The following is a 23,445-nucleotide window of genomic DNA, read 5'->3' on the forward strand; positions in this document are numbered from 1 at the left end:
GACAGGACTCAAACAGTCCAGGAGGTATCAGTGCTCACCCACCAGCGGCTACCAGCCACCGAGTCTGTCACCAACCGACCCGATAACACCCATTAGGAGGTAGTGGCGGTGCGCGCCGTCACCCCGGGAACCCGCCCGCTGCCGGCGGTGACTACCTCCTGTCGTTCGGAACAGGTGGTCAGGTGTCGTGTTCGAGGATCCGGACCCGCGGGACCTTGAGGATCTTGCGGGCCTTCGTGATCCAGTCTGAGCAGAGGAAGCGGGCGGCGGTCTCGGGCCAGGCGACCACGACGACCTCCTGGCTCCGGGTGCTCTTGACCAGCGACATCAGGGCCAGCAGCACCTCGCCATGCGTGATCGAGACGTTGACCGGGTAGCGGCTCGCGTCGCGGAGCCGGTGCGAACTGTGCTCGATCACCGAGGCCAGGTCGTCGGCCGGGTCGGCGAGGGCCGACGATGCTCGCCTCGCGGCCACCGTTGGGCTGACGCGTGCTGACGGGCCGGTCGCGGACCCGACCACAGGCGCGGAGCCGGTGAGGCCGGCCACATCCGCGAAGGTCGAGCCCAGCAACGCCATCGGACCACCGAATCCACGCTCCGGGTGGCTGGAGATCAGCAGGTCGTACTTCACGGGTTCCTCGCGCCTTGCGTGCAGGGCGGCAACACGGCGCGCGTCGCCCTCGCTCATCTCCCGCTCGATGAGCACCACCACGTCATACGTCATTCGTGGCTCCCTTCGCCATCACTTCCGTTGTACTCCTGCTCCGAAGCGCACCAAAGCACGCACCGCGCGGCCGTCACGGAAATGTCAAACTCTTCTCAGGCTCCTGCCAGACTCGCCCGAGCGCGGGTCAGGCTCAGCCGGGCAGCGGCGCGTGCGCCCGGGTGTCGGGAGCCAGTACGGCGAGCAGGTGTGGAGCGTCGATCAGCGTGTGACTCGCGTGGTCGAGAAGACGCGGGTGCAGCGCGTAGATCTCGGCACCCGAGCGAGGGGTGACGTCGCCGGTGAGGACCGCGACGAAGTCGGCTCGGTCGGCGGCGTCCTCGTCCCAGACCCGGTCAGGCTCCAAACGAGCCGTGAGTCGCCGCGCGAACGTCGCGAGGTCCTCGGCAGGGTCGCGCCGGTAGCCGACCACAGACCCGTCGGCACACCGTACGGCGATCTCGTCGGCGCGGGCGGCCGCGTGCCAGCAGCAGATCTCCCACAGGCTGACCCGGTCGCCGGAGCCGTGCACTTCCTCCAGGGTCGCCGCCATCAGCGCCAGGTGGCCGCCGTACCGCGCGATGTTGTGACCGTAACCGGCCGCGCTGAGGTTGACGTCGTACCAGCGCAGTTCCTTCGTCAGGAGGTCGACGCCGAACGGCAGCAGGATCTTCGCCGGGCCGGTCAGGTCGAACCGCTCCTCGACCGCTGCCGGATCGAACAGGCCGTTCGGCTGCCGCAGGACGCCGACGAACCCGCGCTCGAGCTCGTCGAACGGCACGTTGTTGTGGCTGAAGACCACCGGCAGCACATACCGGCCGCCGACTCGCCTGACCGCGCGCAGGTCGAGATCCACGAACTCCGTCGACCCGGCCGGCGACGGCGCGGAGGTCAGGTCGCCCGAATGCACCAACGCGTCCTGGTCGAAGCGCAGTCGCATGTAGTCGCACAGCCCGACGAAACCCCACTCCTCGTCGAACACCGCCACCGACAGATCGAGATTGACCCGCCGGCCGCTCGGCTCGACCCAGTGCAGGAACAACCGCAGCAGCTCGTCCGGCGGGATCGGAACCGCACTCCCCCGCGTCATCCGCAGCAACGTCGACGACGAGCCCCGCTCCGACCCCGGGGCCGCCAGCCGGGTCAGCTCCTCGTCCAGGAAGACCCGTCGCCACCGCGGCAAATCCGTTGCCCGACGCAACATTTCGCCGACGAGTGCGCCGGACAGCGCGGCGGTCAGCTCGGGCGGCAACGGTTCACGCTCGTCCACCGCCGTCCAGATCCGCGCCGTCCCACCACGCGGGAAGAACAACCGGAGATCGCCCGGCGGCGTGCGCACCTGACCGAGCGCGGCCGTGATGACCGCCGGAGACACATCCGAGACCGCGGTCGTCAACGCGTCCACCAGCGCACCCTGCTGATCAGTGGGCAAGGCCCGCGCCAAGTGCACGAGGCGCCGCACCAACTCCCCCGGCCGTTGCCGCAACAGGTCGAGCGCGTGCTCCGGTCGCCCGGTCGCCAGCGCGCCCTCGACTCGCGACGCAAACGTGCTCGTGGCCAGCCGCCCATCCTCCAAACGGATGAAGGGATGCCGCGCCGCTTCGCTCGCCACCGCTCGCCCGGCCGCCGTCCTCAGGTCCACATTGGTACGACGCACGATGCTGAATGCCAGCGCCGCCACCGGATACCGGGCCGCGAACTCGAACGGATGCAGGTTCTCCGCCATCCGCTTCCAGGCCCGCTCGTGCCGGAGCATGTCCTCGATCAGCGGCTCGGCCGGCAGCCGGTCGAGCCGCTGCAGTACCAGCCGCCGCGTTGCCCGAGGCAACGACTTCCGCCGGGCCGGCGGCGTCCGTAACCCGGGATCGGCATCCATCAGCGCGTAGAGCAGCCGCAGTACGTCGGTCGCCGTAGCGGCGCGATCGATCAGCTCGGGATCATCGTCGAGGAAGTGTGCGATGACGAGCGCACGCGTCTCCCGGACCGGGATGTCGCCGGGCAGCCAGGACGGATCGGCACCTACGAGCAGCACCTGCAGGTCGGCACGATCCACGGCCGACAGCGGAGAGCGTCGTACGAGGAGAGCTTCGACGGTCTGTCTCGCCGCGTCGGCCGTCGCCAGGGAGAGCAGGCGCAGGCGCTCGGAGCGCACGTGCGCCGACTGCACTTCGTCGAACGCTGGTTTGAGGAACGGATCCTTCGGGTCGATCCTGCGCAGGCAGAGCGGGCAGGCGCTGAAGTCCGAACCGTCCCAGCAGGTCCGGCAGACCAGATGTGCGCACGGCGAGACGGCGTGCACCGACTTCGCGTCGCCGCACAGGACGCAGGGCTGCTCGGGCTCTTGCAGGAGTCGCGCGAAGACTCGGTTGACGTAGAACGTGTCCGTGTCGCCGGGAACACTCTCCGGAAAACCGCGGAACAGCGGGGTGTGGTCGGTGTCGTGACCGGACTCGGCGTCGAGCAGGTCGAGCAGCGCTTTGCCGAAGCCCGCGAGGGCCGGCGCTGACAGCGAGCCGCAGTGCCGGTAGAGCTCGACGGACAGCAGGAAGCCGCGCTGGATCAGGTCGGCCTGCAGTGCTGACAGTCCGACCTGGATGGTGAGCGGACGACGAAGCCAGTGCCAGGCGGAACGTCGCACTGGCGGGGTCAGCGTGGTGACGTCGACGAGGCGTCGGCGGCGCAGCAGCACGGCCGCCTGTGCCTCGGCCGCGGTGTGCGTCCCCAGATCCGGCATCGCGTCTCCCCACAGGTGGCGTGGACAAAGGCGCCAGGGGCGGAGAGCGGACGCGCTACTTGGCCTGGTGAAGGAGAAGGAAGCACGTCCCGGAGCCGCCCCTGGCACTGAGAACGCTACCGGTGACCACGGACAGTTTTCGCTCCGCCCGGTCAGGCAATTTGCGTGCGGGCTGGGCCCCACAAAGAAGAGCTCCGGTAGCAGGGTCGGGGCCGCCCCGCCCAGACCCCGCTACCGGAGAACTCCAGAGTAGAACGTTCACCCAAACTCGTCACAACCGGGTGCCCCATGTGGCACTGATGCGCCGTGAACAAACCTTTGAACCAGGGCTCTGCCGCCGGAGGGAAACCCTTTCAGTCACAGCCGGGATGTGTCACGCCACGGATTGTGGTTAAGGTCTTAGGCATGGTGGGTGGGGTCATCGAGCGTGCGCGCTGGCGGGACGTGTTCGGACACGCCGAGTTCAGGGCGTTGTTCCTGGCCGGCGTTCTATCCGTCGCAGGCGACCAGCTGGCGCGTGTGGCGCTGTCGGTCCTGGTCTTCGACCGCACCGACTCCGCGGGGCTGACCGCGCTCACCTACGCCCTGACCTACGTGCCGGACCTGCTGTTCGGGCCGCTACTGGCCGGAATCGCCGACCGGTATCCGCGCCGTACTGTCATGATCGTCACCGACCTCGCGCGTGCGGTTCTCGTCGCAGCCATGGCGATCCAGGCGTTGCCACTGGTGGTGGTCGTCCTGCTCCTGCTCGCTCTGCAGGCGTTCGGCTCGCCTTTCAACGCCGCACGAGCAGCGACGCTCCCCGCCGTACTCCCGGGGGATCACTACGTCCTCGGCAAGGCTGCGAACGACATGGTCGTGCAGTTCAGCCAGGTCCTCGGCTTCGGCACCGGTGGCGTGGTTGTGGTCGCCGTCGGGACGTCCGGTGGCCTCCTGCTGGACTCCGCGACTTTTTTGCTGTCCGCAGTGCTGATAGCGATCGGCGTACGACGCCGCGCTGTGCCTGCCCGTGACACTGATGCGCCACCGACCAACTACTTCAAAGACCTGTCCGCCGGCGTCTCCCTGGTCGCTCGTACGCCGAAACTGCGCGCACTGGTCGTCCTGGCGACGATCGCCGGCTTCTACGTGACCGTGGAGGGCCTGGCGGTCCCCTACGCGCACGAGATCGGCCAGGGCACCACAGCCGCCGGACTCCTGCTGGCCGCCAGCCCGGCGGGCGCTGTCGCAGGGATGTGGCTCATCACTCTCTGGTCACCCGAGCGCCGCATGAACCTCCTTGGCCCATTGGCCATGCTGGCGTGCGCTCCACTGATCGTCTGCTTCCTGGCGCCAGGACTCGCCGTCACAGTGGCGCTGTGGGCCGTGTCAGGCCTCGCCTCGGCGTACCACCTGCCTACCAGTGCGGCGTTCGTCCAGGCGGTGCCGGACGCGCAGCGAGGACAGGCGTTCGGAGTCGCCAGCACAGCTCTCAAGAGCAGTCAGGGTGCAGGCATTCTGCTCGCGGGCCTGATCGCCAACGAGTCCTCGCCGTCGGTCGCTCTGGGAGTGATGGGCGGCTTAGGCACGATCGCCGCCCTGGCGGCGGGCGCCGCGTGGACACGCGCCCGCCGATCCCGGGCCGGCACCGCCGAAAACGGTGCCGGACGAGTGGCCGGAGATTCAGGGGAAAATACCTCCGGACACGCTCCGTAAAATGTCAGTAAAGAAATTTCGGTGCGGAGCCGTGGATCACCATTCGTTGCCGCTGATGAACCATTCGTTACCGGATCCGCCGGACTGACGGAACCACTCGTTGCCACTCTGCGTGAACCACTCGTTCCCACCGTGGAACCACTCGTTCCCGCCGTGGAACCACTCGTTGCCGCCGGTGAACCACTCGTTGCCGCCGTGGAGCCACTCGTTGCCGGTGCTGATCTTCGCCATGGTGCCGATCCTTCCTTCGCCATCCGCCAGATGGAATTGATGCGGGTCAGGGGTGACCTCGCGTGAACAGTCAGTTACTATTCAAGAATTACCGCTCAGGTCTATCCGTGTGAGGCCACCATGATTCTGATCGGTCGGAGCAAGTGGGTGCCACCCCGCCACTGGAAGCTCTGGTCGTTGCCGCGTCCCGCGCTGAGTTATGTGCTCGGCGTCGACGCGGTTGCAGTCATCATCACCGCCTTGGCTGTGGCCTCGACGGTGTCCGGCGCCCGAACCGGCGTCAGGCCGGCCGAGTGGGCCGCCTTCGCGGTACTGGCGGCCGCCTCGGTGCTTCACCTCGAGTCTGCCCGCGGAATCGAGCGCCGACGCGAAATGGCGGCGAATACTTCGCCGTACACGAACCTGAAGAGCCTCTGGGTGTTCGCCGGCCTGCTGCTGCTCCCGCTCAGCCTGGTCGTCGCACTGATCGTCGTCTCGTACGGATACTCCTGGATCCGGGTCTACGGCCGGACCATCGCGCACCGCAAGGTGTTCTCCGCCAGCACGTTCCTCCTGGCCAGTGCCGCGGCCGCCGCGGTGCTGCGGGCCGGAGGCCTGCTGTTCGAGCCGCGCGTGCCGACCGGACCGTGGTCCCTGCTCGTCGTGGTGGCCGCGGCCACCACGTGGTGGCTGGTGAACTTCGCACTGGTGATCGGTGCGATCCTGCTGTCGTCTCCAGATGCCACCGCTCGTGGTGCTCTAGGCGATCTGGCCGACCAGCTTGTCGTGGTCGCGGGTCTCGGTCTCGGTGTGGCGGTTGCCGCGCTCCAGGCGTCGTACCCATGGGTGGTGCCCATCCTCATGGTGACAGTGCTGACGCTGCACCGCGACCTCCTGCTTCCGCAGTTCCAGCGGGCCGCGGGGACCGACGTCAAGACCGGTCTGGCGACGCCGGCGTACTGGGCCAGCGCTGTGCCGGTGGAGTTGGCTCGTGCCGAGACTCTGCGCAGCACCGTGGGTCTGCTGATGCTGGACCTGGACAAGTTCAAGGAGATCAACGACACCTACGGTCATCCGGCCGGTGACCAGGCGTTGCGTGCGGTCGGCGAGAGCGTCCGCGCAGAAGTCCGGCAGGGTGATCTGGTCGCCCGCGTCGGCGGCGACGAACTGGCGGTGCTGCTGCCTGGAGCCTCGGAGACCGAGGTCCTGGAAGTGGCCGAGCGGATCCGCGACCGGCTCAGCGCCTTGAACGTGTCGGTGGCCACCACGACCGCCAGCACCGCTGTGATCGCCGGCGTGCCGGCCTCGTTCGGCGCGGCGGTGTACCCGGATGTCGCGGAGACGATGGACCAGCTCGTACTCGCGGCGGACAACGCACTGCTGAGCGCCAAGCGGGACGGGCGGAACCGGATCGTCACCGCCCGGCCCATCCCGCCCGCTGTCACCGACCACAGTGATCAGCCGGTCACCGACTGACTCTGATCAGGGCCTTGCCGCGGAGGGCGCGGTTCTCCAAAGCGGCGTGCGCGTCGGCGACATGGTCGAGGTCGTAGACCCGGTCGATCACGGGGACGAGGTCGCCGGCGACAGCTCGCCTGATCACCTCCGCGCCGGTGACTGTCGTGGTGGTCGTATCGGCGCGAAGGTCGGCGATGCCCTTCACCGTGATCCCGCGGTGTTGCGCCTCGGCAGCGTCGTACGCCGCGAAGCCGCCACTCGGGGCTCCGTGGGCCGAGAACCAGCCGCCCTCCCTGACCACTGTGAACGCGGTGGCGCCGAGCTCACCGCCGGCGCCTTCGAACACGATGTCGGCTCCGTGGTTATTCGTTGCCTCTAGCACCAACTTCTCCCAGCCGGGCCTCCCGTAGTCGATCACCGTGTCGGCTCCTTGTGCCTTGCTGAGGTCGAGCTTCTCCTGCCCGCGGGCGGCAGCGATGACATGCGCGCCGGCCTGGCGCGCCAGCTGCGTCAGGAGCAGGCCCATGCCGCCGGCGGACGCGGTGATCAGCACGTCCTTGCCGTTCATCGGTGGCGCCAGTTCCTCGAGCATGAGAGCGGTGAAGCCGTCGCCGAAGACAGCAACTGCGGTCTCGAGGTCCAGCTCGGCGGGCACTTCGATCAGATCGGCTGTTGTCAGCGCCAGCTCGGCGTGAGCGCCGAAGCCGATGGCGCGGCCCACGACGGTCTTGCCGATCCACTCCCCCGGTACGTCGGCGCCGACGGCTCGGACCCGACCGCCCAGGGAACCTCCTGGCACGTAAGGCGGTTTCACGTCGAAGAACTTGCTGTGCTGTCCCTTCCGGATGGCAGTCTCGACGAAGATGACGTCGGCGACCATCACCTCGACCAGGACCTGGCCGGCGGCCGGCACCGGGTCCGGCCGGTCCTGGATCTTGATCACGTCCGGGCCGCCGAACTCGGTCACCACTGCTGCGCGCATAGCGTGCTCCCTCATCGTCTGTGAGCTCCGAGCCTGCAACCTCAACGCTTGTTCAGGTCAACTCGGGCGGTTGTCCACAGGTTCGGTGTGACGGGCGGAAAGTTGTCGGTGGTCCGGCGTACTGTGCAGGGCATGTTCGACGCCGTCTTCGTTCCCGCCGACCCGCCGCGCGCGGGGCGGTTGGCGTTGTACGGCGACCTCGCGGCGGCCGGTGAGGTCGCCGACGGGACGGTCGATCTCGTGCTGCCGAAGGGGTCGGCCGTGCGACGGACCACGGTGCCGGCCCGGCTCCTGCGGATCGACGAGGTCCTCTCGCGACTGGGTTCCGACAACGGAGCCAGCTCGGCCAGCTCCTTGACGAGCTCGGCGCTGGGCTCGGCCAGCTCCTTGGCAGGCTCGGCTAGTTCGTCGGCCGACTCGACCAACTCGGCGGCCGGCTCAGCCGGTTCCTTGACGGGTTCGGCCAGCTCGGCGAGTTGGGAGGCATGGCGGGCGGCCGCGCTCGCGGGTCTGGGGCTGATCGGGCGGGGCCGGCTCGTCCCGGATCGAAGTCCTGATGGGTACGGCGCTTGGCGGGTGGCGCCGCTGGATCCGTTGGACCTCGGCTGGTTGCGGAACCTCGGCGCCGCGATGCCGGCGTACGGACATGCACTGCCGATCGCGGGGACGCGGCCGGTGCGACTGGTCGATCCTGAGCAGTTGGTGCGAGCGTTCTGGGACGCGCTGGCGGACACGCTCGTACGGACGCCGGCCGCTCCCGTCGCCGTACGTCCTGGTGCGGCTCCTTTTGCTTCCTCGGATCCGATCGAGCTGAGCGGACCTTCCGGGTGGCTGGACGAGACTGCTTTGAGTGAAGCGGCCGGCGCGCGGCTGGTGCTGCGGATCGAGCCGCCGTCCGAGTCAGTTGACGCGTTCCGGGCTGTGCTGCAGTTGCGGAGCGGCGTGGATCCGAGCCTCCTGGTCGATGTGTCGGACGTGTGGAATGCGCCGGCCGCTGTGCTCGCCGCTCTTGGGGAGCGTGCGGAGACCGATCTGCTGCTGGCGTTGCGTCGTGGGGCTCGGGTCTGGCCGCCGCTGGGTGCCGCGTTGCGCGATGCGGGCGCCGGCGGAAGTCGGTATTGATGATGCGGCGTTGGAGGAGTTGGCCGAAGGCAGCACGGCGTTGGAAGGCGCCGGGATCGAGGTGCTCTGGCCGACCGAACTCTTTGCCGGTGAGCTGGCAGTGCGCGGGACGGTCGCGACGCCGGCTCCTGGTGCTGTGACCGGGCCGGACTTCAGCTTGACCGACCTGGTCGCGTTCAGATGGCGGCCGACGTTGGACGGGCAGGAGCTGACGGAGCAGGAGGTCGCCGCGCTCGCGGAGGCGAAGCGGCCGATGGTCCGGATGCGCGGGCGCTGGGTCCGAGTCGATCACGACCTGGTCCGGAAGCTGCGTCGCGGCGGCACGCGGAAGCTGACCGGAGCGGAGGCGCTCGGTGCCGCGTTGACCGGGACCATCGAGGTCGACGGCGAGCTTGTCGCGTTCGACGCCGACGGGTCGCTGGCGTCGATGCTCGCACGGTTGCGCGCGGCCGAGGAGCCGGCGCCGTTCGTGGAGCCCATTGGGTTGCAGGCCACGCTGCGCGATTACCAGCGGCGCGGGGTCGCATGGATGGCGCAGCTCGCGGATCTCGGTCTCGGTGGCTGTCTTGCCGACGACATGGGTCTGGGCAAGACGATCCAGGTCATCGCGTTGCACCTTCACCTGCTCGGACGCGGTCGTGGGCCGACGTTGGTGGTCTGCCCGTCGACGTTGCTGGGGACGTGGGAGCGTGAGTTCGCGCGCTTCGCGCCGGACGTGCCGACGCGGCGCTACCACGGAGCCGGGAGGACATTGAGCGACCTGACTCCGGAGGAGGTCGTCCTGACGACGTACGGCGTGGTGCGGCAGGACCATCGGGTTCTCGGCGAGGTGTTCTGGGGGCTCGCGGTCGCGGACGAGGCTCAGCACGCGAAGAACCCGTTGTCGCGGACCGCGCGCTCGCTGAGGACGTTGCCGTCGGCAACGAGGATCGCCCTGACCGGGACGCCGGTGGAGAACCGGTTGTCCGAGCTGTGGTCGATCCTGGACTGGGCGGCGCCCGGGCTGCTGGGGACACTCGATCGGTTCCGGCACGATGTCGCCGTACCCGTGGAGCGGTATCACGACGAGGAGGCGACCGCTCGGCTCGCGCGCGTGACTCGGCCGTTCCTGCTGCGGCGGAAGAAGAGCGACCCCGGGATCGCGCCGGAGTTGCCGCAGAAGACCGAGCACGATGTCGTCGTGCCGCTGACGACCGAGCAGGCGACGTTGTATCAAGCGGTCGCGAAGGAGACGCTGGCCAAGATCGAGTCCGCGGAAGGGATTGCGCGGCGCGGGCTGGTGCTGAGCCTGCTCACGCAGTTGAAGCAGGTGTGCAACCACCCGGCGCAGTTCCTGCACGAGCCGGGTCCGCTGGAGCGCCGGTCGGGCAAGCTCGCGGCGCTGGACGAACTCCTCGACGTAATCCTGGCCGAGGGCGAGTCGGTGCTGATCTTCAGCCAGTACGTCGAGATGTGCCGGCTGATCGAGGCCCATCTGGCGGCGCGGCAGGTCAAGACGTTGTTCCTGCACGGCGGGATCGGCGTACGGAAGCGGGAGCAGCTGGTCTCGCAGTTCCAGGGCGGCGAGGCGCAGGTGTTCCTGTTGTCGCTGAAGGCCGGTGGAGTCGGGCTGACACTGACCCGCGCGACGCACGTCGTCCACTACGACCGCTGGTGGAATCCGGCGGTCGAAGACCAGGCCACCGACCGCGCCTACCGCATCGGCCAGGACCGCCCGGTGCAGGTCCACCGCCTCGTCACCGAGAACACCCTGGAAGACCGCATCTCCACAGTCATAGCCGCCAAACGCAACCTAGCCGACGCGGTGGTCGGCTCGGGCGAGGCTTGGTTGAGTGAACTGTCCGACACCGAGCTGTCCGAGCTCGTGGAGCTGTCCACGACTCCTCTACGAGCCGGCGCCGCAGGTCCCCACAACCCATCAGTCGTTGGTCGCGTGTCCCCGGCCGGTGAGCCCGATGAGTGACCAACCACCCCGCAACCCCGCCGACGACCTGGACAACCAGACCTCCCGAGAGGCAGCCGACGACTCGGTGCCGCCGAGGGCGTCGGGGTCGCTGGAGTTGCTGTCACCGGGTGGGCGGGCGGCGCGGGAAGGTCAGGGGGCTTCGGGTGAGCGGGCGCCGTGGCAGGGGTGGCGGCGGAAGGGAGGTACGCCGTACCAGGTGACGGTCCGAATCCGTGCGTTCTCGACCACCGAATGGGACGCCGTCCTCGACGTCGTCTCAGCCCAGATCGGCCGCGTGGCAGCGCTCCTCGACGGCGAACTCCCACCCGAGGTCGTCGACGACGTCCACGCCGCCGGCTTGGACCTGCTGCCAGGCGCAGGCGAGGTCCTCACCAACTGCAGCTGCCCCGACTTCGCCGTCCCCTGCAAACACTCCGCCGCGGTCTGCTACCTCGTCGCCGACGCCCTCGACGACGACCCGTTCGCCCTCCTACTCCTCCGCGGCCGCCGCAAGGACGAACTCCTCGCCGCCCTCCGCGCGCGGCGCTCGGCCCCAGCAGTCCCCACCACGGTTGTCCGCACTCCCCCACCCCCAGGCATCCCCGCCATAGCGGCCTTCTCCCGCTACCTCGCGTCCGAAGACGGAGCCAGCACCCCGGGCCCGGTTCCAGTGCCCGTTCCACCGAGGCCAATGGGATCGCCCGGTACGCCGGCGGCCGTGCGAGTCCTGGACCCACCACGATCCTCGGGCATCGACGTACGAGACCTCGTCGTGCTGGCCACCGACGCCGCCCGACGAGCCTGGGAGCTCGCCTCCGGCGACGGCGACGGTGGTCTTGACCTGACCTTCGAACAGGATCTCGCCCGCCGCGCAGCCTTGGTCCTTGGTACGCCAGACCTCGCCGATCTCGCGCATCGAGCCGGCGTACCAGCCCGCCAACTCACGAGCTGGGCCGTCGCCTGGCGCGAAGCCGGCCCCGGCGGCCTCGCAGCCGCAGTCGACGAACCAACCGACGTCGACCCAACATCCCTGGCCGAAGCCCTCGAGGCTCTCCCCGGCGCCACCACCCACGCCAACCGCGTCACCGCCGGCAAAACCCAACTCCGCCTAGGCGCCGACGCCCTCTGGTACCGCTTCAACCAACACTTCAACGACTGGACACTGACCGGCCCACCCTCCCCCGACCCCCGCGACCTGCTGACGCCCTAAACGCACCGGGTCCGCGATCGCGCCGGCACCCGGGAGCTAGTGCCGCGCCGGACCGATGGGTTGACGAACACCCGGCAGGCCCGCGCCGCCACCGTTGAGGGGCCAGCCCCGCAGGTGGTGGGTTGCGGAGGCAAATTTTGGTTCCGCAACCCGCACGCCAAGGGGTTGACCCCTCAAACGGCGGCGGATTGGCAGCAACTCGGGGGCGTGGTCGTCACGAGGCGACAGGCATGGCCGGACGGGTCAGCCCGGTCGCGGTTACGACCCAATGTCCTTGCCCCAGCACTAACCGCGGGCGGCGACGAAGGCCTGGGTCAGCCGGGTGATGACGTCGTACGGGATCGGGTCCTTCAGTGGGAACTTGAGGGTGCCTTTGCCGGAGCGGTAGGGCTCGATCGCGGTCGCGAGGGCGTCGTCGACGGGCGGGATCGGGTAGACGGAGATGTGTTCCTTCCAGCCGCTGAAGTACAGCAGCGACTTGCCGTCGAGGGTGATCGTGGGGATCTGGTAGCTGATCTTCTCCCCCGCCCCGGGCACGGCCGCGTGGACAGTACGCCGTACCTGCTCCAGCACCTCTCGGACTTCCGCCGGGAACGACGCGATGTACTCGTCCACAGTCGAGAACTTCTCCGCCATACCCTCATCCTCTCAGCGCCGGAGCGAGGTGTGCTCCTCCAGCGCCGGGATCAGCTGGGCGGCGATCTTCGCGTGGCCGGCGGCCGTCGGATGGACGAGGTCGGTGCAGTCGTCCTCGGTGATCCAGCCGGTGGAGTCGATGCAGACGAGGTTCGGATCGTCGAGGGACTTCACCGCGGCCTGGATGGTCTCGGCATGCTTGCCGCTGAACGGGGTGAGCGCCACGATCGTCGTCTCCGGGTACGCCGAGCGCACCCGCGAAACGTAACCGGAGTATTCCTCCGGCTTCAGCGTCGGGTCGTTCACACCGAGATTGATCACGACGACGTCGGCCGGCTCGACCCGTTCGGCGGGCGAGCCGGCGAAGTTCCAGCCGAACGAGTCCACCCCGGCCGGCACCTCGCCGTTGCCCGGCTTGCTGATCCCCTGACTCCCGAAGCCGACCTGGTACGACGTTGCGCCGAACGCGCGGGCGGTCAGATAGGCGTACGTCGTCGTACCGTCGGCACCCTCCGACTCGGAGTGCGAGCTCAGCGACCGCACGCCCTGCGTGATCGAGTCACCGTAGAACTCGAGCCGCGGACCGGCCGGCCGGCTGCTCAGCCGCAGCCGCGAGTTCACGTCGAGCACGAGACCGGCAAACACGACCGCACACTCGAACGGCGGGTTCCACCGGTTGACGTGCTCGTTCACGTCCTTCACCACGACCTCGACCCGGTGCTGTCCGGTCGGCGCGGACAGCTCGATCACCGGGTCGTCGATCAGGTGGAGCTCCGGCTCGCCGTCGTCGACCGTGATCCAGAGATGCGGCGCGACGGTGAGACCCTCCGTGTCGAACAGCAACTGGAGCCGTTCGCCCGCGAACGAGAACGAGATCCGCGAGCCGGAGTTGACGGTGATCGCCACTCCCGGCTGCTGACCCCACTGGCCTTCGAGGACGATGCGCGGATCTGACGGGGCGACGACCTCGCCTGGCTCGAACGGCACGGGCACTCCTTGTTCATCGGTGGCGGTGTCATTCTGCCTGGCCTTTCACCAGCCTTCCTTCCGAGCCCGCGCTTCGAACAGAAGGATGCCGGCCGACAGCGCGACGTTGAGCGAATCCGCTTGGCCGAGCATCGGGATCGACACCGCGCCGAAGCCCTGCTCGTGCCACTCGCGCGACAAGCCCGCCCCTTCGGAACCGACCACGAAGGCCGTCGGTCCGTCGTACTGCGGGACCCGATAGCTACCCGTGGCCGCCGGGTCGGCGAGGTGGACGCGGAAGCCGTGGTCGCGCAACCACGTCGCGGCTGCCGGGATGTCATCGAACTCCAGGACCGGAGTGGACAGGACAGTCCCTCGGCTGGCGGAGTACACGGCCGGGTGGCTCGGCCGCGCGCGTCGGCTGGTGAGGACGAGGCAGTCCGCCTTGGCCGCGTCAGCGGTACGGATCAGGGTGCCGAGGTTCCCGGCGTACTCGACTCCATCCGCGACGAGCACCAGTGACTCGCTGGTGAATCGGAACGCGTGCGGCGACCACACCGGCAGCCGAGCGATCGAGATCAACCCGTCGGAGCGGGTCTTGCGGGAAAGGCGGGCGAGCAGCTTCTCCGAGATGCGGTACACCTCGGCGGCGCGTTCCGCGATCCGGTGTACGGCGGACGTCGTACTGGCCTCGGGGCACCAGAAGAAGGCGTCGATCGGGGCCTGGGTGGTGAGCAGGCGGTCGTGTTCCCAACTGCCTTCCACCATGATCCGGCCGGGTGAGGCGTCCTTGCGGACAGTGAGCAGGTCGCGGACGCGGGGGTGTTGCGCGCCGATCGAGCGCGCGTCATGCACGGTCATGTGCAAAGCTCCGGAAGGAGAGAATCAGCAAGCGCGCCGGGGACCCTGTACTGGGCCCACACCGGCGTGGCGAACGCCCGAAGGCGCCGTGGGACTGACGCGGTCTACCTGGACCGCATCAGCCAAGGATTCTCTTCACACTCGGATCGTAAACACCCCCCGCCTGGACCGTCATCCGGTTTTCCACAGACCCCCCGCAACCCGCTCCCGGCCCGCCTGTGCAAGTTGTCCACAGGTGCCGGGTAGCCCGGTTTTGGTCTGTCGGTGCGGGTGGTTAGAGTCCTTTTCTCTGGTAGCCGGTCGCTATCACACGGGAGGGAGCACCGATGGACGCGACATTGCTGGACGCCGAGGCCGAGGCAGCAGTCCTCCGCGTCTACCGTCAGGTCTTCGCCGTCCTCGCCCGCGAGGCCGGCGCAATGATCGTCGACCCCGACCTCCTCGACGTCGATCAGGCGATCCTGGACGCCTTCGCCGAGGCCGGCAGCGACGGCCTCACCGTCGAGCAAGCCACGCTGGCCTGCCGCGCCTATCCGCACGACGTGATCGTCCGGCGCTTCGACGTACTCCGCCAGTACGGCGCAATCACCAAACTCGTCGACCGCCCGAACGAACTCCGCCACCGCGCCGCGTTCGCCCCCTACGTGATGCTGATGTTCCTCCGCCGTATGTCGGTCCAGGGCGGCCAAGCGGAGCTGCACCAACTGCTCACCCTGGAGGCCCACAGCGTCAGCGACCCACAGGCGACCTCAGAGCAAGGCCAGGCGTCGATCGAGCGACTGACCAAGGTCTTCCGCCTCCTCGGCAACGAGCTAGCCATCCTCGTCTCCACCAGCACCACCACCCAACTCCGAGAGAACGCCCAGCTCGCCTGGGGCAACGAACGCCTGATCGAGCAAGCAGAGAAGGTCCACCGGATCGTCCTGGACCGCTGGCCGGCCCTGCATCGCGCCTGCACCTCACTGCGAATGTCCCTGGCCGCGTACGCCGACGCCGTACAGCTGGCCGCCGGGCGCTTGGTGGAGCGAGCAGGTACGACGCGCGCACTCGGCCTCCTGCCCATCGAAACCTGGCTGACCTTCACACGAAGCAGCGAACCGGACGTCCTGGCCGGCGTCCTAGACGGACTGTTATTCGACGCAGCCGCCCCAGACTTCTCGCCGCAAACAATGGTCGAGGCAATAGAGACAGGCCGCCGCACCGGCACCGCCCGCATGGCGCCACCCCGCCCCACCGCGGACGCCGACGCCCCGGAATCAGCCGCCGCAACAGACCGCGAAGAACTACGCGCCGAAGCTGAACGCGTCCTAGCCGGACGAACGTCGGTAAACATCGTCGAGGTCATAGACAACGCCGGCGACTGGCTCACCGCCCGCCGAGTGCTAGCCGACCTAACAGCGGCCCACCTCCACGACGAACTCGACTACGAACTCGTCTGGTCCGACGGCATGCGAATAGACCCCACCGCCGGCACCCCCTGGGCCACCGAAGGCACCTTCCGCCGGGTGACCCAATGAGCACCCAGTCCCCGGAGGGCGGCGAGCGGCGGTCGTCCGAGGCTGTGGAGCGGCGGCTGTACAACGCGTTGTGGTGGGCGAAGGTGCAGTCTGCCGGCCCGCTCGAGGCCGAGCCGGACACACCGGCGGTCGCCGGCCTCACGCGGGCACCATCGCCCGACGGCTCAACCGTCTGGCTAGTGCCCACGCTGCCCTCAGGCGCCGGTCACACTGTCCTGGAGGAGCTCGGCACTCCCCCGGTCGCCGTCGAACAGCCAAACGAGACCGCCCGGGTCCTCGCCATCTGCGTCACCTGCTGCTGGACCGACCGCAGCGGCCCAGCCTGGCCGGGCTCGACAGGCACGCTCGCCCAGATCAGATCCGTGTACGCCGCCATGCGCGGCCGCCCAGAGCAGCCCAGCGACCTGACCCTGATCATCGGCAGCCTCCGCCGTCTCCACGCCACCCATTGGCTCCTTTGGAACGAGAAGGCCGGCGAAGTCCGCCTGGGTCCCCGGGTCATCACGTGGACCCCCACCGACCAATCCACCCTCCGAGACCTCTGCCGCCACCTCCCCGACCCACCCCCACCCCTCCTGGCAACCCCCACCACCCCAACCCCAGACGCAGACCCCCTCCCCGCCGAAGCGAACCTGACGCCGGCCTCCACCCGGGAGGGGTCCGATGAGTGAGCAGCATGTGTTGTTTGATTCGTTGTTGCTGGATTTGAGTGATCGGGCTCGGGATGAGGTGCTGGCTGCGTTCAGTGCGGTGCAGTACGCCGCACACCCGGTGGCTGAGGTGCAGTTGGCCGGGCTCAGGGACGTGACGCTTCGGCGGCATGTGCAGAAGATGCTGAAGCTCATCGGGCGGACGCTGGTCCACGTCGACGGCACCCACTGGACGTCCGGGTACGCCGACGACATCGCCGCGACGCTGACCGCCCAGGGCTGGCAGCCGCTGTCCGTCATCGACCGCGCAGTGCTCGTCCTCGTACTGATCCACTCGGTAGCGATCCCCCGCAGCGAAGGCATCCTGACCGGCGACAGCTGGAAGTCCGCCCGCCCCACGACGGTCGACGAGTTGCGGACGACCAGGATCAGCGGCGAGGAGCGACGTCTAGCACTTCAACGCCTCCGCGCCGCCGGCCTGATCCAACTCTCCGGCGACCACTCCGGTGGCCCCAGCTACATCCCCGGACCTCAACTCCAGCGACTCACCCCGGCCGCCCGCCGCCGGCTCCAAGACCAGCTGATCCTCGCCACCGCCCCTGCGAGCCCCATCGCCGAAGCCATCCGAGCCCGCAACGGCAGCAGCATCACGATCGACAGCAGCACAGAAGAAGGAGCTATATGAGCAGCGCAGCAGAGGACGGTCCGTTCGACATCCTCGGGTCCAAGGTGCTGCTCGGCGTACAGGTCGTCGACTTGTCCCGCCTCTCGACGCACCCGATCCCGATGGTCGGCCAGGGTCTCGTCACGGTCGCCGGCCAGGGCCCGACCGACTCGAACGGCGCCGGCAAGTCCTCCTGGATCGCGGCGCTCAGCCTCCTGCACGCCGACGACCAGTGGCGCTTGACCAGCGGCGCTCCCGGCGCGGCCGAACTACTGTTCACCGCCGAAGCCGCCGGCCAAGAGGGCAACTGGTCGAACGTCGACCACGGCTACATCGTCGGCGTCTTCTCCGACCCCGACCTGACCGACCTCGCCGAGATCGAGGCGGCCGCGATCACCGTCTGGATCCGCATCAACCGCAAAGCGTCGTACATCGACCTGCGCTGGAAGAACGGCCTGCACGTCCCGTACGGCGCAACCGAGGCCGAGCGTGCCGCCGGCGCCGACGCGCTGTGGTCCGCCCTCCCGCACTCGAACGGCCGCACCGACTTCCACGCCAACAAGCTGTCCACAGTCCTGTACGGCGGTCAGGTCCGATGCGTCTCGTTCCTGTCCACCTCGGTGCGGTCCAGCCCGACGGCCAACCTCCTCGCCGAGCCGCTCAACGAGCTCGGCCCGGCGCGCATCTTCAACGCGATCGCCACCCTCACCGGCCTCGACCACGAGCTCGAGCAGGAGCAGGCGCATCGATCCGCCGAGCACACCCAACGCGAGGCGACCAAGCAGGCGACGACCGACCTGCAGCGCTGGGAGCAGGAGATGGCGACCGTCGAGGCCGGCATCCTGCAGCGCGACGCAGCCCGGGATGCGCTCGCCGCGGCGAAGGAGTCCTGGCAGGCCCGGTGCGCTCGGCATCTGATCGAGGGCGCGGCACGGAACGACGAGATCCTGCAGGAACTCGCCGTACTCGACGAACGCGTCGCCGAGCAGGAGGCGCGACGCGAGGCCGTCGACTCCGAGATCGAAGCCTTCGGCAACGAGGAGCTCCTGCTGCGGGACGTCCAGCTGACGCGGCAGGAGCGCGACAAGCTGGACGCGCGTGACCGTGAGCTCGATCTGGCGCAGCGTTCGGTGCGCGAGCAGCTGGAGCGGCTCGGCCAGGAGCACCGCCGACTGCTGGACGCGGGACGTTCGGCGGACGGACGTGACTTGGCCGCCGCGGCCGAGGAGCAGACCGAGGCACGCGCCGTACTCGAGGAGCACATCGGCCGGGAGCACGCGGCCCGGTCCGCGGTCGACCAGGCGACGGCCGAGCTGCGGGAGGCCGAGAGCGGCCAGACCGTGTCGGCGCCACAGCAGCAGGTCCTCGAGAACGCCGGCATCGAATGCGGTGCGCTCACCGACATCACCGAGCTGCCGTCCGCCGACCGAGCCGAGTGGGAGCCGCGACTCGCGCCGTACCGCGAGGCCGTTGTCATCGACGCCGGTGACGCTGCGGTCGCGTCGACTGCGCTGGCCGATGCCGGGTACGCCGGATTCCTTCTGGTGCTCGCGAATCGGCCAGGCGCGAGCCGCAAGGGTCAGCGCGGCGGCCCGAAGTCCGCCGACAAGCGCTTCACCCTGGATGCCTTCTTCGCGGCGATCGGCGGACGCGCGACCAAGGACAACATCGACGACGTCGCCGGCGTTGTCGCGGTCGGGCAGTTCGACGAACCGCTGACCGGCCGGACCGCCCGGATCGAGGCCGCCCGCCGCCGGCTCGAGGCCGCGGTCGAGGCCCGGGTCGTCGCGTCCGCGGCGCTGGAGCAGGCACGATCCCGGGTCGACCAGGCAGAGCGTCGTACGGCGGCGGCCCGCGCACTGGCCGACGCCGAATCGGTCCAGGAGCAGGTCCTCGCGCTCCGCGAGACGATCGACCGGCACGAGACCGACCGTGATTCGCTGGCGCCGCAACTCCAGGCCGCCAAGGATTCCGCCGAGACCGCCGCCGGTCAGCAACTCGTCCGGGACGAACGCCTCAAGAACCTCGAAGCGACCCGCCGCGACCACGATCGGATCCTCGACGACCTGACCGGCCGCCGGCTCACGCTGCTCGAGGAGCAGACCTCGCTCGACCTGACGACTCGGACCACGGCCTGGGGCACGACGCCCGCCGAGGCCGAGGAGTTCATTCTCGGTCTGCCCGACGACGCGCAACGCCGTACGACGGCCGACTGGAACCACCAGGCCTGCACGCAGCTCGACGACGTCATCCGCCGCTGCTTCCCGAACGCGCGCTCCCGCGAGGAGATCCCGACCGAACTCTGGGAGATCCTCAACGGCCCGGACGGCTGGACGAACGGCACCCTCGGCGCCCGCGTCGGCCTGGTCCCGGCACTGCAGCGGATGCTGAGCAGCCACCTCGCGCAGCACGAGACGTTCGACAGCCTGCAGCAACAGCAGATCGCCAACCAGCGCGCCGAACGGAACGCCGCCCTCGAGCGCGCTCGCGAGGGTCTGGCGGAGTCCGAGAGCACCGCCCGCGCCCACCGCGCCTCCCTTGCCGACGGCATCAAGGCGCGGCTCCGCCTGGTCTCCCAGGAGTTCGACCGCCTCGACCAGCAGTACGGCGGGTACGGCGCGAAACTGGAGTTCCCAGAGCCCGACCCGCCCGCCGAGCCGGACAAGCCGTGGCGCTGGACTGTCACGCCGAAGTGGCGGCGTTCGGAGGGCGGGCCGTTCTCCGCGTTCAACGTGAAGGGCAACACGGCCCAGATGGACGAGAAGGCGGTCAAGCTGGTGTGCGCGGCCGCGCTCGCCGGTGGTTCGGACCGGCCGCTGCTGCTGATCCTCGACGAGCTGGGGCGGAATCTCGGTTCCCAGCACCGCCGTGAGGCCGTCGCCTTGTTCGAGCAGATCGGTCGCGACCGGAACATCACCGTCATCGGCGCGCTGCAGGACGACATGGAGCGCTACGCCCTGTCGTCGTCCCGCCTGTACGTCAAGCTCCGCCGGAGCTCCGACACCATGGCGTACAACCAGGCACCCGTCGTCAAGGGCAACGAGGACTACGCCGCCCGCGTGGAACTCCTCCGCGAGTGGCTGACCTCTTACCGCGGCGTCACCCCGACCCTCGACCTCGCGTCGCCGACCCTCACGTCTTGACATCTGTCCAGACTTTGGCTGGGTGGTTACCAAAATCGGACCCCGGTGCTGACTCCCGAACCGCCGGTGCCTCAAACTAGTTCGGTGACAGCTCCAGAGGACCGCCGTAAGCGCTCACACCGGGTACGCGGAGCTCTGGCCAACGGCTCGATCATCGGCGTACCGTCTCAGGTCCGGCCACCTCACGATCGGAGGGCGTGAATGGCATCTTGGCTGCTCCGCGCCCAGTGGACCCATCGTGACGAGTCCGTCGAGCACCGCGCGCTGCGCGTGGGCCGCACGCTGACCGCGGTCGCGGTGGCGTTCCCCGACGTACACAACTGGACCCAGGACGAACGCTGGGGCTACCACGTCCTCGAGGCCGACGCTGCGACCCCGCTCCAGGAGATGGTCGAGGCGACCACCAAGGTCCTCGCGAACGGTTCCAGCACCACCCGCCTGCATCTGCAGAGCACCGGCGAGCTGCCCTGGCTGTTCGACCTCTCGATGGGCGGCACGCTCACCACGGTCTCCGACCAGCTCACGCTGCACTGGAGTGACGAGGACGCACTCGCGCAGTCCGAGCGGTTCGCCCAGGTCCTGCGCGCGGTGGTGACGATCTGGGAACCGCAGTGGGCCAGCATCGCTGACACCGAGCTCGCCGCCGCGGCCGGGGTCTTCCGCCGCGGCATTCCGATGATGGGCTGGCTCACGTACGTCCGCGGCCTCGTGGCCGGTGCCCACGGCATCGACATCACGCTGACGCCGTTCGAGCGCGGGACGCTGCTCCAGGCTCCGGTCGCCCCCGCCGATCTCACTCCGGTCCACATCTGCGCCGCAGCCGCTTTGGTCGGCATCGCCCCCGAGGAGTAGGCCGGTCACTCGGTCGCAACGACCTGGTGATCCCACCGCGCCAGCTCCGCGTCACTCGGTACCTGGAACTGAGCGGCGTACTCCACCAACTCCTCCCGGCTGATCGCGAACGTCCCGGCCGGCAACGCCGCGTTACGCGCGTGCAGCCGCTCCCACAACACATCCAACGGCAGATCCAGTACGACGATCTCCGTGCGCGCACCGAGTTCGTGAGCCCGCTCCCGGAACAGGTCCCGCTCGGTCTCGGACCAGCACCCATAGTCCAGGATCACGCTGACGCCCAGCGTCAATGCCCGAGCCGCTAGGCCCCAGAACAGCTGCGACTCCAGCACCCAGCGCCGACCGTTGTCCTCGCTCACCCCGAGCAACGCTTCCATCCACTCATCCGGCGTAAACCGGAGCGCCGCCCGCTCAACCTCCAACCGTCGCGCCACCGTCGTCTTCCCCGCCCCCGGCAACCCCACGATCAGCACCATCGCCGCACGCTCCATGCGCAGACCCTACGCATCCGGCTGTTGATGTTGGCAACGGGTTTCCCCCGGTTCGGCGGCGGGCAAGCGTTCTACACAACCCGCCCCACGGAGGACCGCCCATGCTCACCAGACTTCTGACCTGCTCAGCGCTGCTTCTGGCCACTGTCTCGGCACCCGCAGCCGCCGACGCCCCGCCGTCCGATCCGGCGCGTGCCGAGCTTCGATCGATCGTGGAGAACGTGAGCGGCGCGACCGGTAAGCGGTACGCGGTGCACGACGACGCCGGGCACGTGATGGACACGGTCAAGATCATCCAGGACGCGACTGGTGGCTACCTGGCCGTCTCCCATCATCTGGCGGCCGACGGCCACTTCCGGGTCAACCTCGCCACCTCGACCGACCTACTGAACTGGCATTGGGTCCGCGAGCTGGCGGGAAGTAACACCGGACCAGCGTCGCAGCCGACGATCGCCCAGGCATCGAACGGCGGCTTCGTGATGGCCTGGGAGCAGGAGCAGCCCGGAGGTGGCAACAACCACCTCGCCTTCCGCTACTTCGCCAGCCGCACCGACCTGCTGGCCGGCCAGGTGACGCGATCCTTCGACGCTCCCCGCCAGTTGTCATCCTGCGCCGAAGGCACGCCGAACATCTACGGGATCACCCTCTCCCCCGATATCGACCATTCGACGATCGACATCGGTGGGCACTACTGGTGGAACTGCGACCGGGACAGGCAGCAACGCGGACAGCTGACCAACTTCAGCTCCTGGAGTACGGCGGCGCAGCCGAACTACGACAACGCCCTGCTGTACTGGGGTGTCGGTGGCAACATCGGCGACCGCGACCAGGCCGTCTTCCGCGGCTACAGCTTCGGTCTGATCGAGGGTCAATACACCAAGGGCGACTTCGGCTCCTGGCGTACGTTCGTGTACGACTATCAGACCGGCAACGCCGATCAGACCAGTATCCGGACTGACGGCGGCAGCACGGCCTTCGCGAATCCGACCGTGACTGCTCTGAACGCACCGAACGGGCAGCCGGCCATCCTGGTCAGCCTGTTCATCCCAAGCGAAGGCGCCGCGTCTGGTGAATCAGGCGAACTCATCTACTACCAGACCTACTGAGCCTGGTCGGACGTTGTCGACGCGGTCGGTGTCCGAACCTTCAAGACACCAGACTCCGCGCGAGTGACGATCGACAGATGCCACCCACTCGAGACAGCACCACAACCTCAGATCTGACGACCCTCATGAACGTGGGGCGGGCCGTAGCCGGCTACCTGCAGCGTGCCGATATCACCGAAGTCCACCAGTTGGCCGGCCGCGACCCGGTCGACATCTACGACACCATCTGCACGGTCGACGGACGCCGCCACGATCCGTGCCTTCTCGACACCATCATGTCCGCCGTGGACCAAGCCAACGGCAATCCCGCCCGCCCGTGGTGGACCTACACTCCCAGCCGCAAGCAGCTGCTTGGTTGAGCACCATCGGGACATATGTTAAGGGCCACCCCGGTGGGGTGGCCCTTAACAGTGTGAATGTCCGGCGGCGTCCTACTCTCCCACGATCTCCCGATCGCAGTACCATCGGCGCTGTCGGGCTTAACTTCCAGGTTCGGAATG

20 protein-coding genes and 1 rRNA gene are annotated in these 23,445 nt (G+C 68.7%); 12 read left to right on the forward strand and 9 right to left on the reverse strand.

Annotation, left to right across the window (positions count from 1 at the left end; genetic code table 11):
* Window positions 1-178: 178 nt before the first annotated feature.
* Together ACXC9Q_RS20965 and ACXC9Q_RS20970 are read right to left on the reverse strand one after the other, a co-directional pair.
* On the reverse strand, window positions 179-724 hold the full coding sequence (locus ACXC9Q_RS20965; protein WP_457058296.1) for a hypothetical protein: 546 nt from the start codon (window positions 722-724) through the stop codon (window positions 179-181).
* 133 nt (window positions 725-857) lie between these two features.
* Complete coding sequence (locus tag ACXC9Q_RS20970; RefSeq protein ID WP_457058297.1) at window positions 858-3,437, reverse strand: MXAN_6230/SCO0854 family RING domain-containing protein; 2,580 nt, start codon at window positions 3,435-3,437, stop codon at window positions 858-860.
* 405 nt (window positions 3,438-3,842) lie between these two features.
* On the opposite strand from ACXC9Q_RS20970, the gene ACXC9Q_RS20975 reads away from it, so the two are divergent.
* A complete protein-coding gene (locus ACXC9Q_RS20975) occupies window positions 3,843-5,132 on the forward strand; it encodes an MFS transporter (protein ID WP_457058298.1) in 1,290 nt (429 codons plus the stop codon).
* Window positions 5,133-5,168: 36 nt separating this feature from the next.
* On the opposite strand, the gene ACXC9Q_RS20980 is transcribed toward ACXC9Q_RS20975, so the two are convergent.
* Window positions 5,169-5,363 carry a DEAD/DEAH box helicase gene (locus ACXC9Q_RS20980; protein ID WP_329479348.1) on the reverse strand — a complete coding sequence of 65 codons (195 nt, stop codon included), beginning with the start codon at window positions 5,361-5,363 and terminating at the stop codon, window positions 5,169-5,171.
* Between the two features lie 120 nt (window positions 5,364-5,483).
* Between ACXC9Q_RS20980 and ACXC9Q_RS20985 the strand changes: the two genes are divergently transcribed.
* Window positions 5,484-6,818, forward strand: coding sequence for a diguanylate cyclase (locus tag ACXC9Q_RS20985; RefSeq protein WP_457058299.1), 1,335 nt, complete (start codon window positions 5,484-5,486; stop codon window positions 6,816-6,818).
* Here the strand turns inward: ACXC9Q_RS20985 and ACXC9Q_RS20990 are convergent.
* Window positions 6,808-7,782: a zinc-binding dehydrogenase gene (locus ACXC9Q_RS20990; RefSeq protein ID WP_457058300.1), complete on the reverse strand. Its 975-nt coding sequence runs from the start codon at window positions 7,780-7,782 to the stop codon at window positions 6,808-6,810. The two genes, ACXC9Q_RS20985 and ACXC9Q_RS20990, sit on opposite strands and share 11 nt — an antisense overlap.
* A gap of 132 nt (window positions 7,783-7,914) precedes the next feature.
* Here ACXC9Q_RS20990 and ACXC9Q_RS20995 point away from each other — a divergent pair, with 132 nt between their 5' ends.
* Genes ACXC9Q_RS20995 through ACXC9Q_RS21005 form a run of 3 tightly spaced genes read left to right on the forward strand, consistent with a single transcriptional unit; the run spans window position 7,915 to window position 12,059 of the window.
* Window positions 7,915-8,904, forward strand: coding sequence for a hypothetical protein (locus ACXC9Q_RS20995; protein ID WP_457058301.1), 990 nt, complete (start codon window positions 7,915-7,917; stop codon window positions 8,902-8,904).
* Between the two features lie 10 nt (window positions 8,905-8,914).
* On the forward strand, window positions 8,915-10,867 hold the full coding sequence (locus tag ACXC9Q_RS21000) for a DEAD/DEAH box helicase (protein ID WP_457058302.1): 1,953 nt from the start codon (window positions 8,915-8,917) through the stop codon (window positions 10,865-10,867).
* The gene (locus ACXC9Q_RS21005; protein ID WP_457058303.1) at window positions 10,860-12,059 is read left to right on the forward strand and encodes an SWIM zinc finger family protein; all 1,200 of its coding nucleotides are present in this window, start codon (window positions 10,860-10,862) and stop codon (window positions 12,057-12,059) included. Before ACXC9Q_RS21000 ends, ACXC9Q_RS21005 begins: the two co-directional genes overlap by 8 nt.
* Window positions 12,060-12,344: 285 nt before the next feature.
* Here the strand turns inward: ACXC9Q_RS21005 and ACXC9Q_RS21010 are convergent, their stop codons facing one another.
* Genes ACXC9Q_RS21010 through ACXC9Q_RS21020 form a run of 3 tightly spaced genes read right to left on the reverse strand, consistent with a single transcriptional unit; the run spans window position 12,345 to window position 14,522 of the window.
* On the reverse strand, window positions 12,345-12,695 hold the full coding sequence (locus ACXC9Q_RS21010) for an iron chaperone (protein ID WP_457058304.1): 351 nt from the start codon (window positions 12,693-12,695) through the stop codon (window positions 12,345-12,347).
* Window positions 12,696-12,707: 12 nt separating this feature from the next.
* Window positions 12,708-13,682, reverse strand: coding sequence for an SGNH/GDSL hydrolase family protein (locus ACXC9Q_RS21015; protein WP_457058305.1), 975 nt, complete (start codon window positions 13,680-13,682; stop codon window positions 12,708-12,710).
* Between the two features lie 45 nt (window positions 13,683-13,727).
* Window positions 13,728-14,522, reverse strand: a complete 795-nt coding sequence (locus ACXC9Q_RS21020) for a TrmH family RNA methyltransferase (protein WP_457058306.1) — start codon at window positions 14,520-14,522, stop codon at window positions 13,728-13,730.
* 326 nt (window positions 14,523-14,848) lie between these two features.
* Between ACXC9Q_RS21020 and ACXC9Q_RS21025 the strand changes: the two genes are divergently transcribed.
* From ACXC9Q_RS21025 to ACXC9Q_RS21045, 5 genes are all read left to right on the forward strand, one after another.
* Window positions 14,849-16,039, forward strand: a complete 1,191-nt coding sequence (locus ACXC9Q_RS21025; protein WP_457058307.1) for a hypothetical protein — start codon at window positions 14,849-14,851, stop codon at window positions 16,037-16,039.
* Complete coding sequence (locus tag ACXC9Q_RS21030; protein ID WP_457058308.1) at window positions 16,036-16,710, forward strand: hypothetical protein; 675 nt, start codon at window positions 16,036-16,038, stop codon at window positions 16,708-16,710. Before ACXC9Q_RS21025 ends, ACXC9Q_RS21030 begins: the two co-directional genes overlap by 4 nt.
* Window positions 16,703-17,374, forward strand: coding sequence for a hypothetical protein (locus tag ACXC9Q_RS21035; RefSeq protein WP_457058309.1), 672 nt, complete (start codon window positions 16,703-16,705; stop codon window positions 17,372-17,374). Before ACXC9Q_RS21030 ends, ACXC9Q_RS21035 begins: the two co-directional genes overlap by 8 nt.
* Window positions 17,371-20,496 (forward strand): chromosome segregation ATPase, encoded by a 3,126-nt coding sequence (locus ACXC9Q_RS21040; RefSeq protein ID WP_457058310.1) that lies wholly within the window; start codon window positions 17,371-17,373, stop codon window positions 20,494-20,496. The genes ACXC9Q_RS21035 and ACXC9Q_RS21040 overlap by 4 nt, the downstream gene beginning before the upstream one ends.
* Window positions 20,497-20,697: 201 nt before the next feature.
* Window positions 20,698-21,348: a hypothetical protein gene (locus ACXC9Q_RS21045; RefSeq protein WP_329479372.1), complete on the forward strand. Its 651-nt coding sequence runs from the start codon at window positions 20,698-20,700 to the stop codon at window positions 21,346-21,348.
* 5 nt (window positions 21,349-21,353) lie between these two features.
* Here the strand turns inward: ACXC9Q_RS21045 and ACXC9Q_RS21050 are convergent, their stop codons facing one another.
* On the reverse strand, window positions 21,354-21,839 hold the full coding sequence (locus ACXC9Q_RS21050) for an AAA family ATPase (protein ID WP_457058311.1): 486 nt from the start codon (window positions 21,837-21,839) through the stop codon (window positions 21,354-21,356).
* Window positions 21,840-21,940: 101 nt separating this feature from the next.
* Between ACXC9Q_RS21050 and ACXC9Q_RS21055 the strand changes: the two genes are divergently transcribed.
* A complete protein-coding gene (locus ACXC9Q_RS21055; protein WP_457058312.1) occupies window positions 21,941-22,945 on the forward strand; it encodes a hypothetical protein in 1,005 nt (334 codons plus the stop codon).
* A gap of 77 nt (window positions 22,946-23,022) precedes the next feature.
* Complete coding sequence (locus tag ACXC9Q_RS21060; RefSeq protein WP_457058313.1) at window positions 23,023-23,304, forward strand: helix-hairpin-helix domain-containing protein; 282 nt, start codon at window positions 23,023-23,025, stop codon at window positions 23,302-23,304.
* Between the two features lie 59 nt (window positions 23,305-23,363).
* Here ACXC9Q_RS21060 and rrf read toward each other — a convergent pair.
* Window positions 23,364-23,445, reverse strand: a 5S ribosomal RNA gene (gene rrf / locus ACXC9Q_RS21065); the annotation flags it as partial.

It is taken from the genome of Kribbella sp. CWNU-51 (assembly GCF_054073265.1).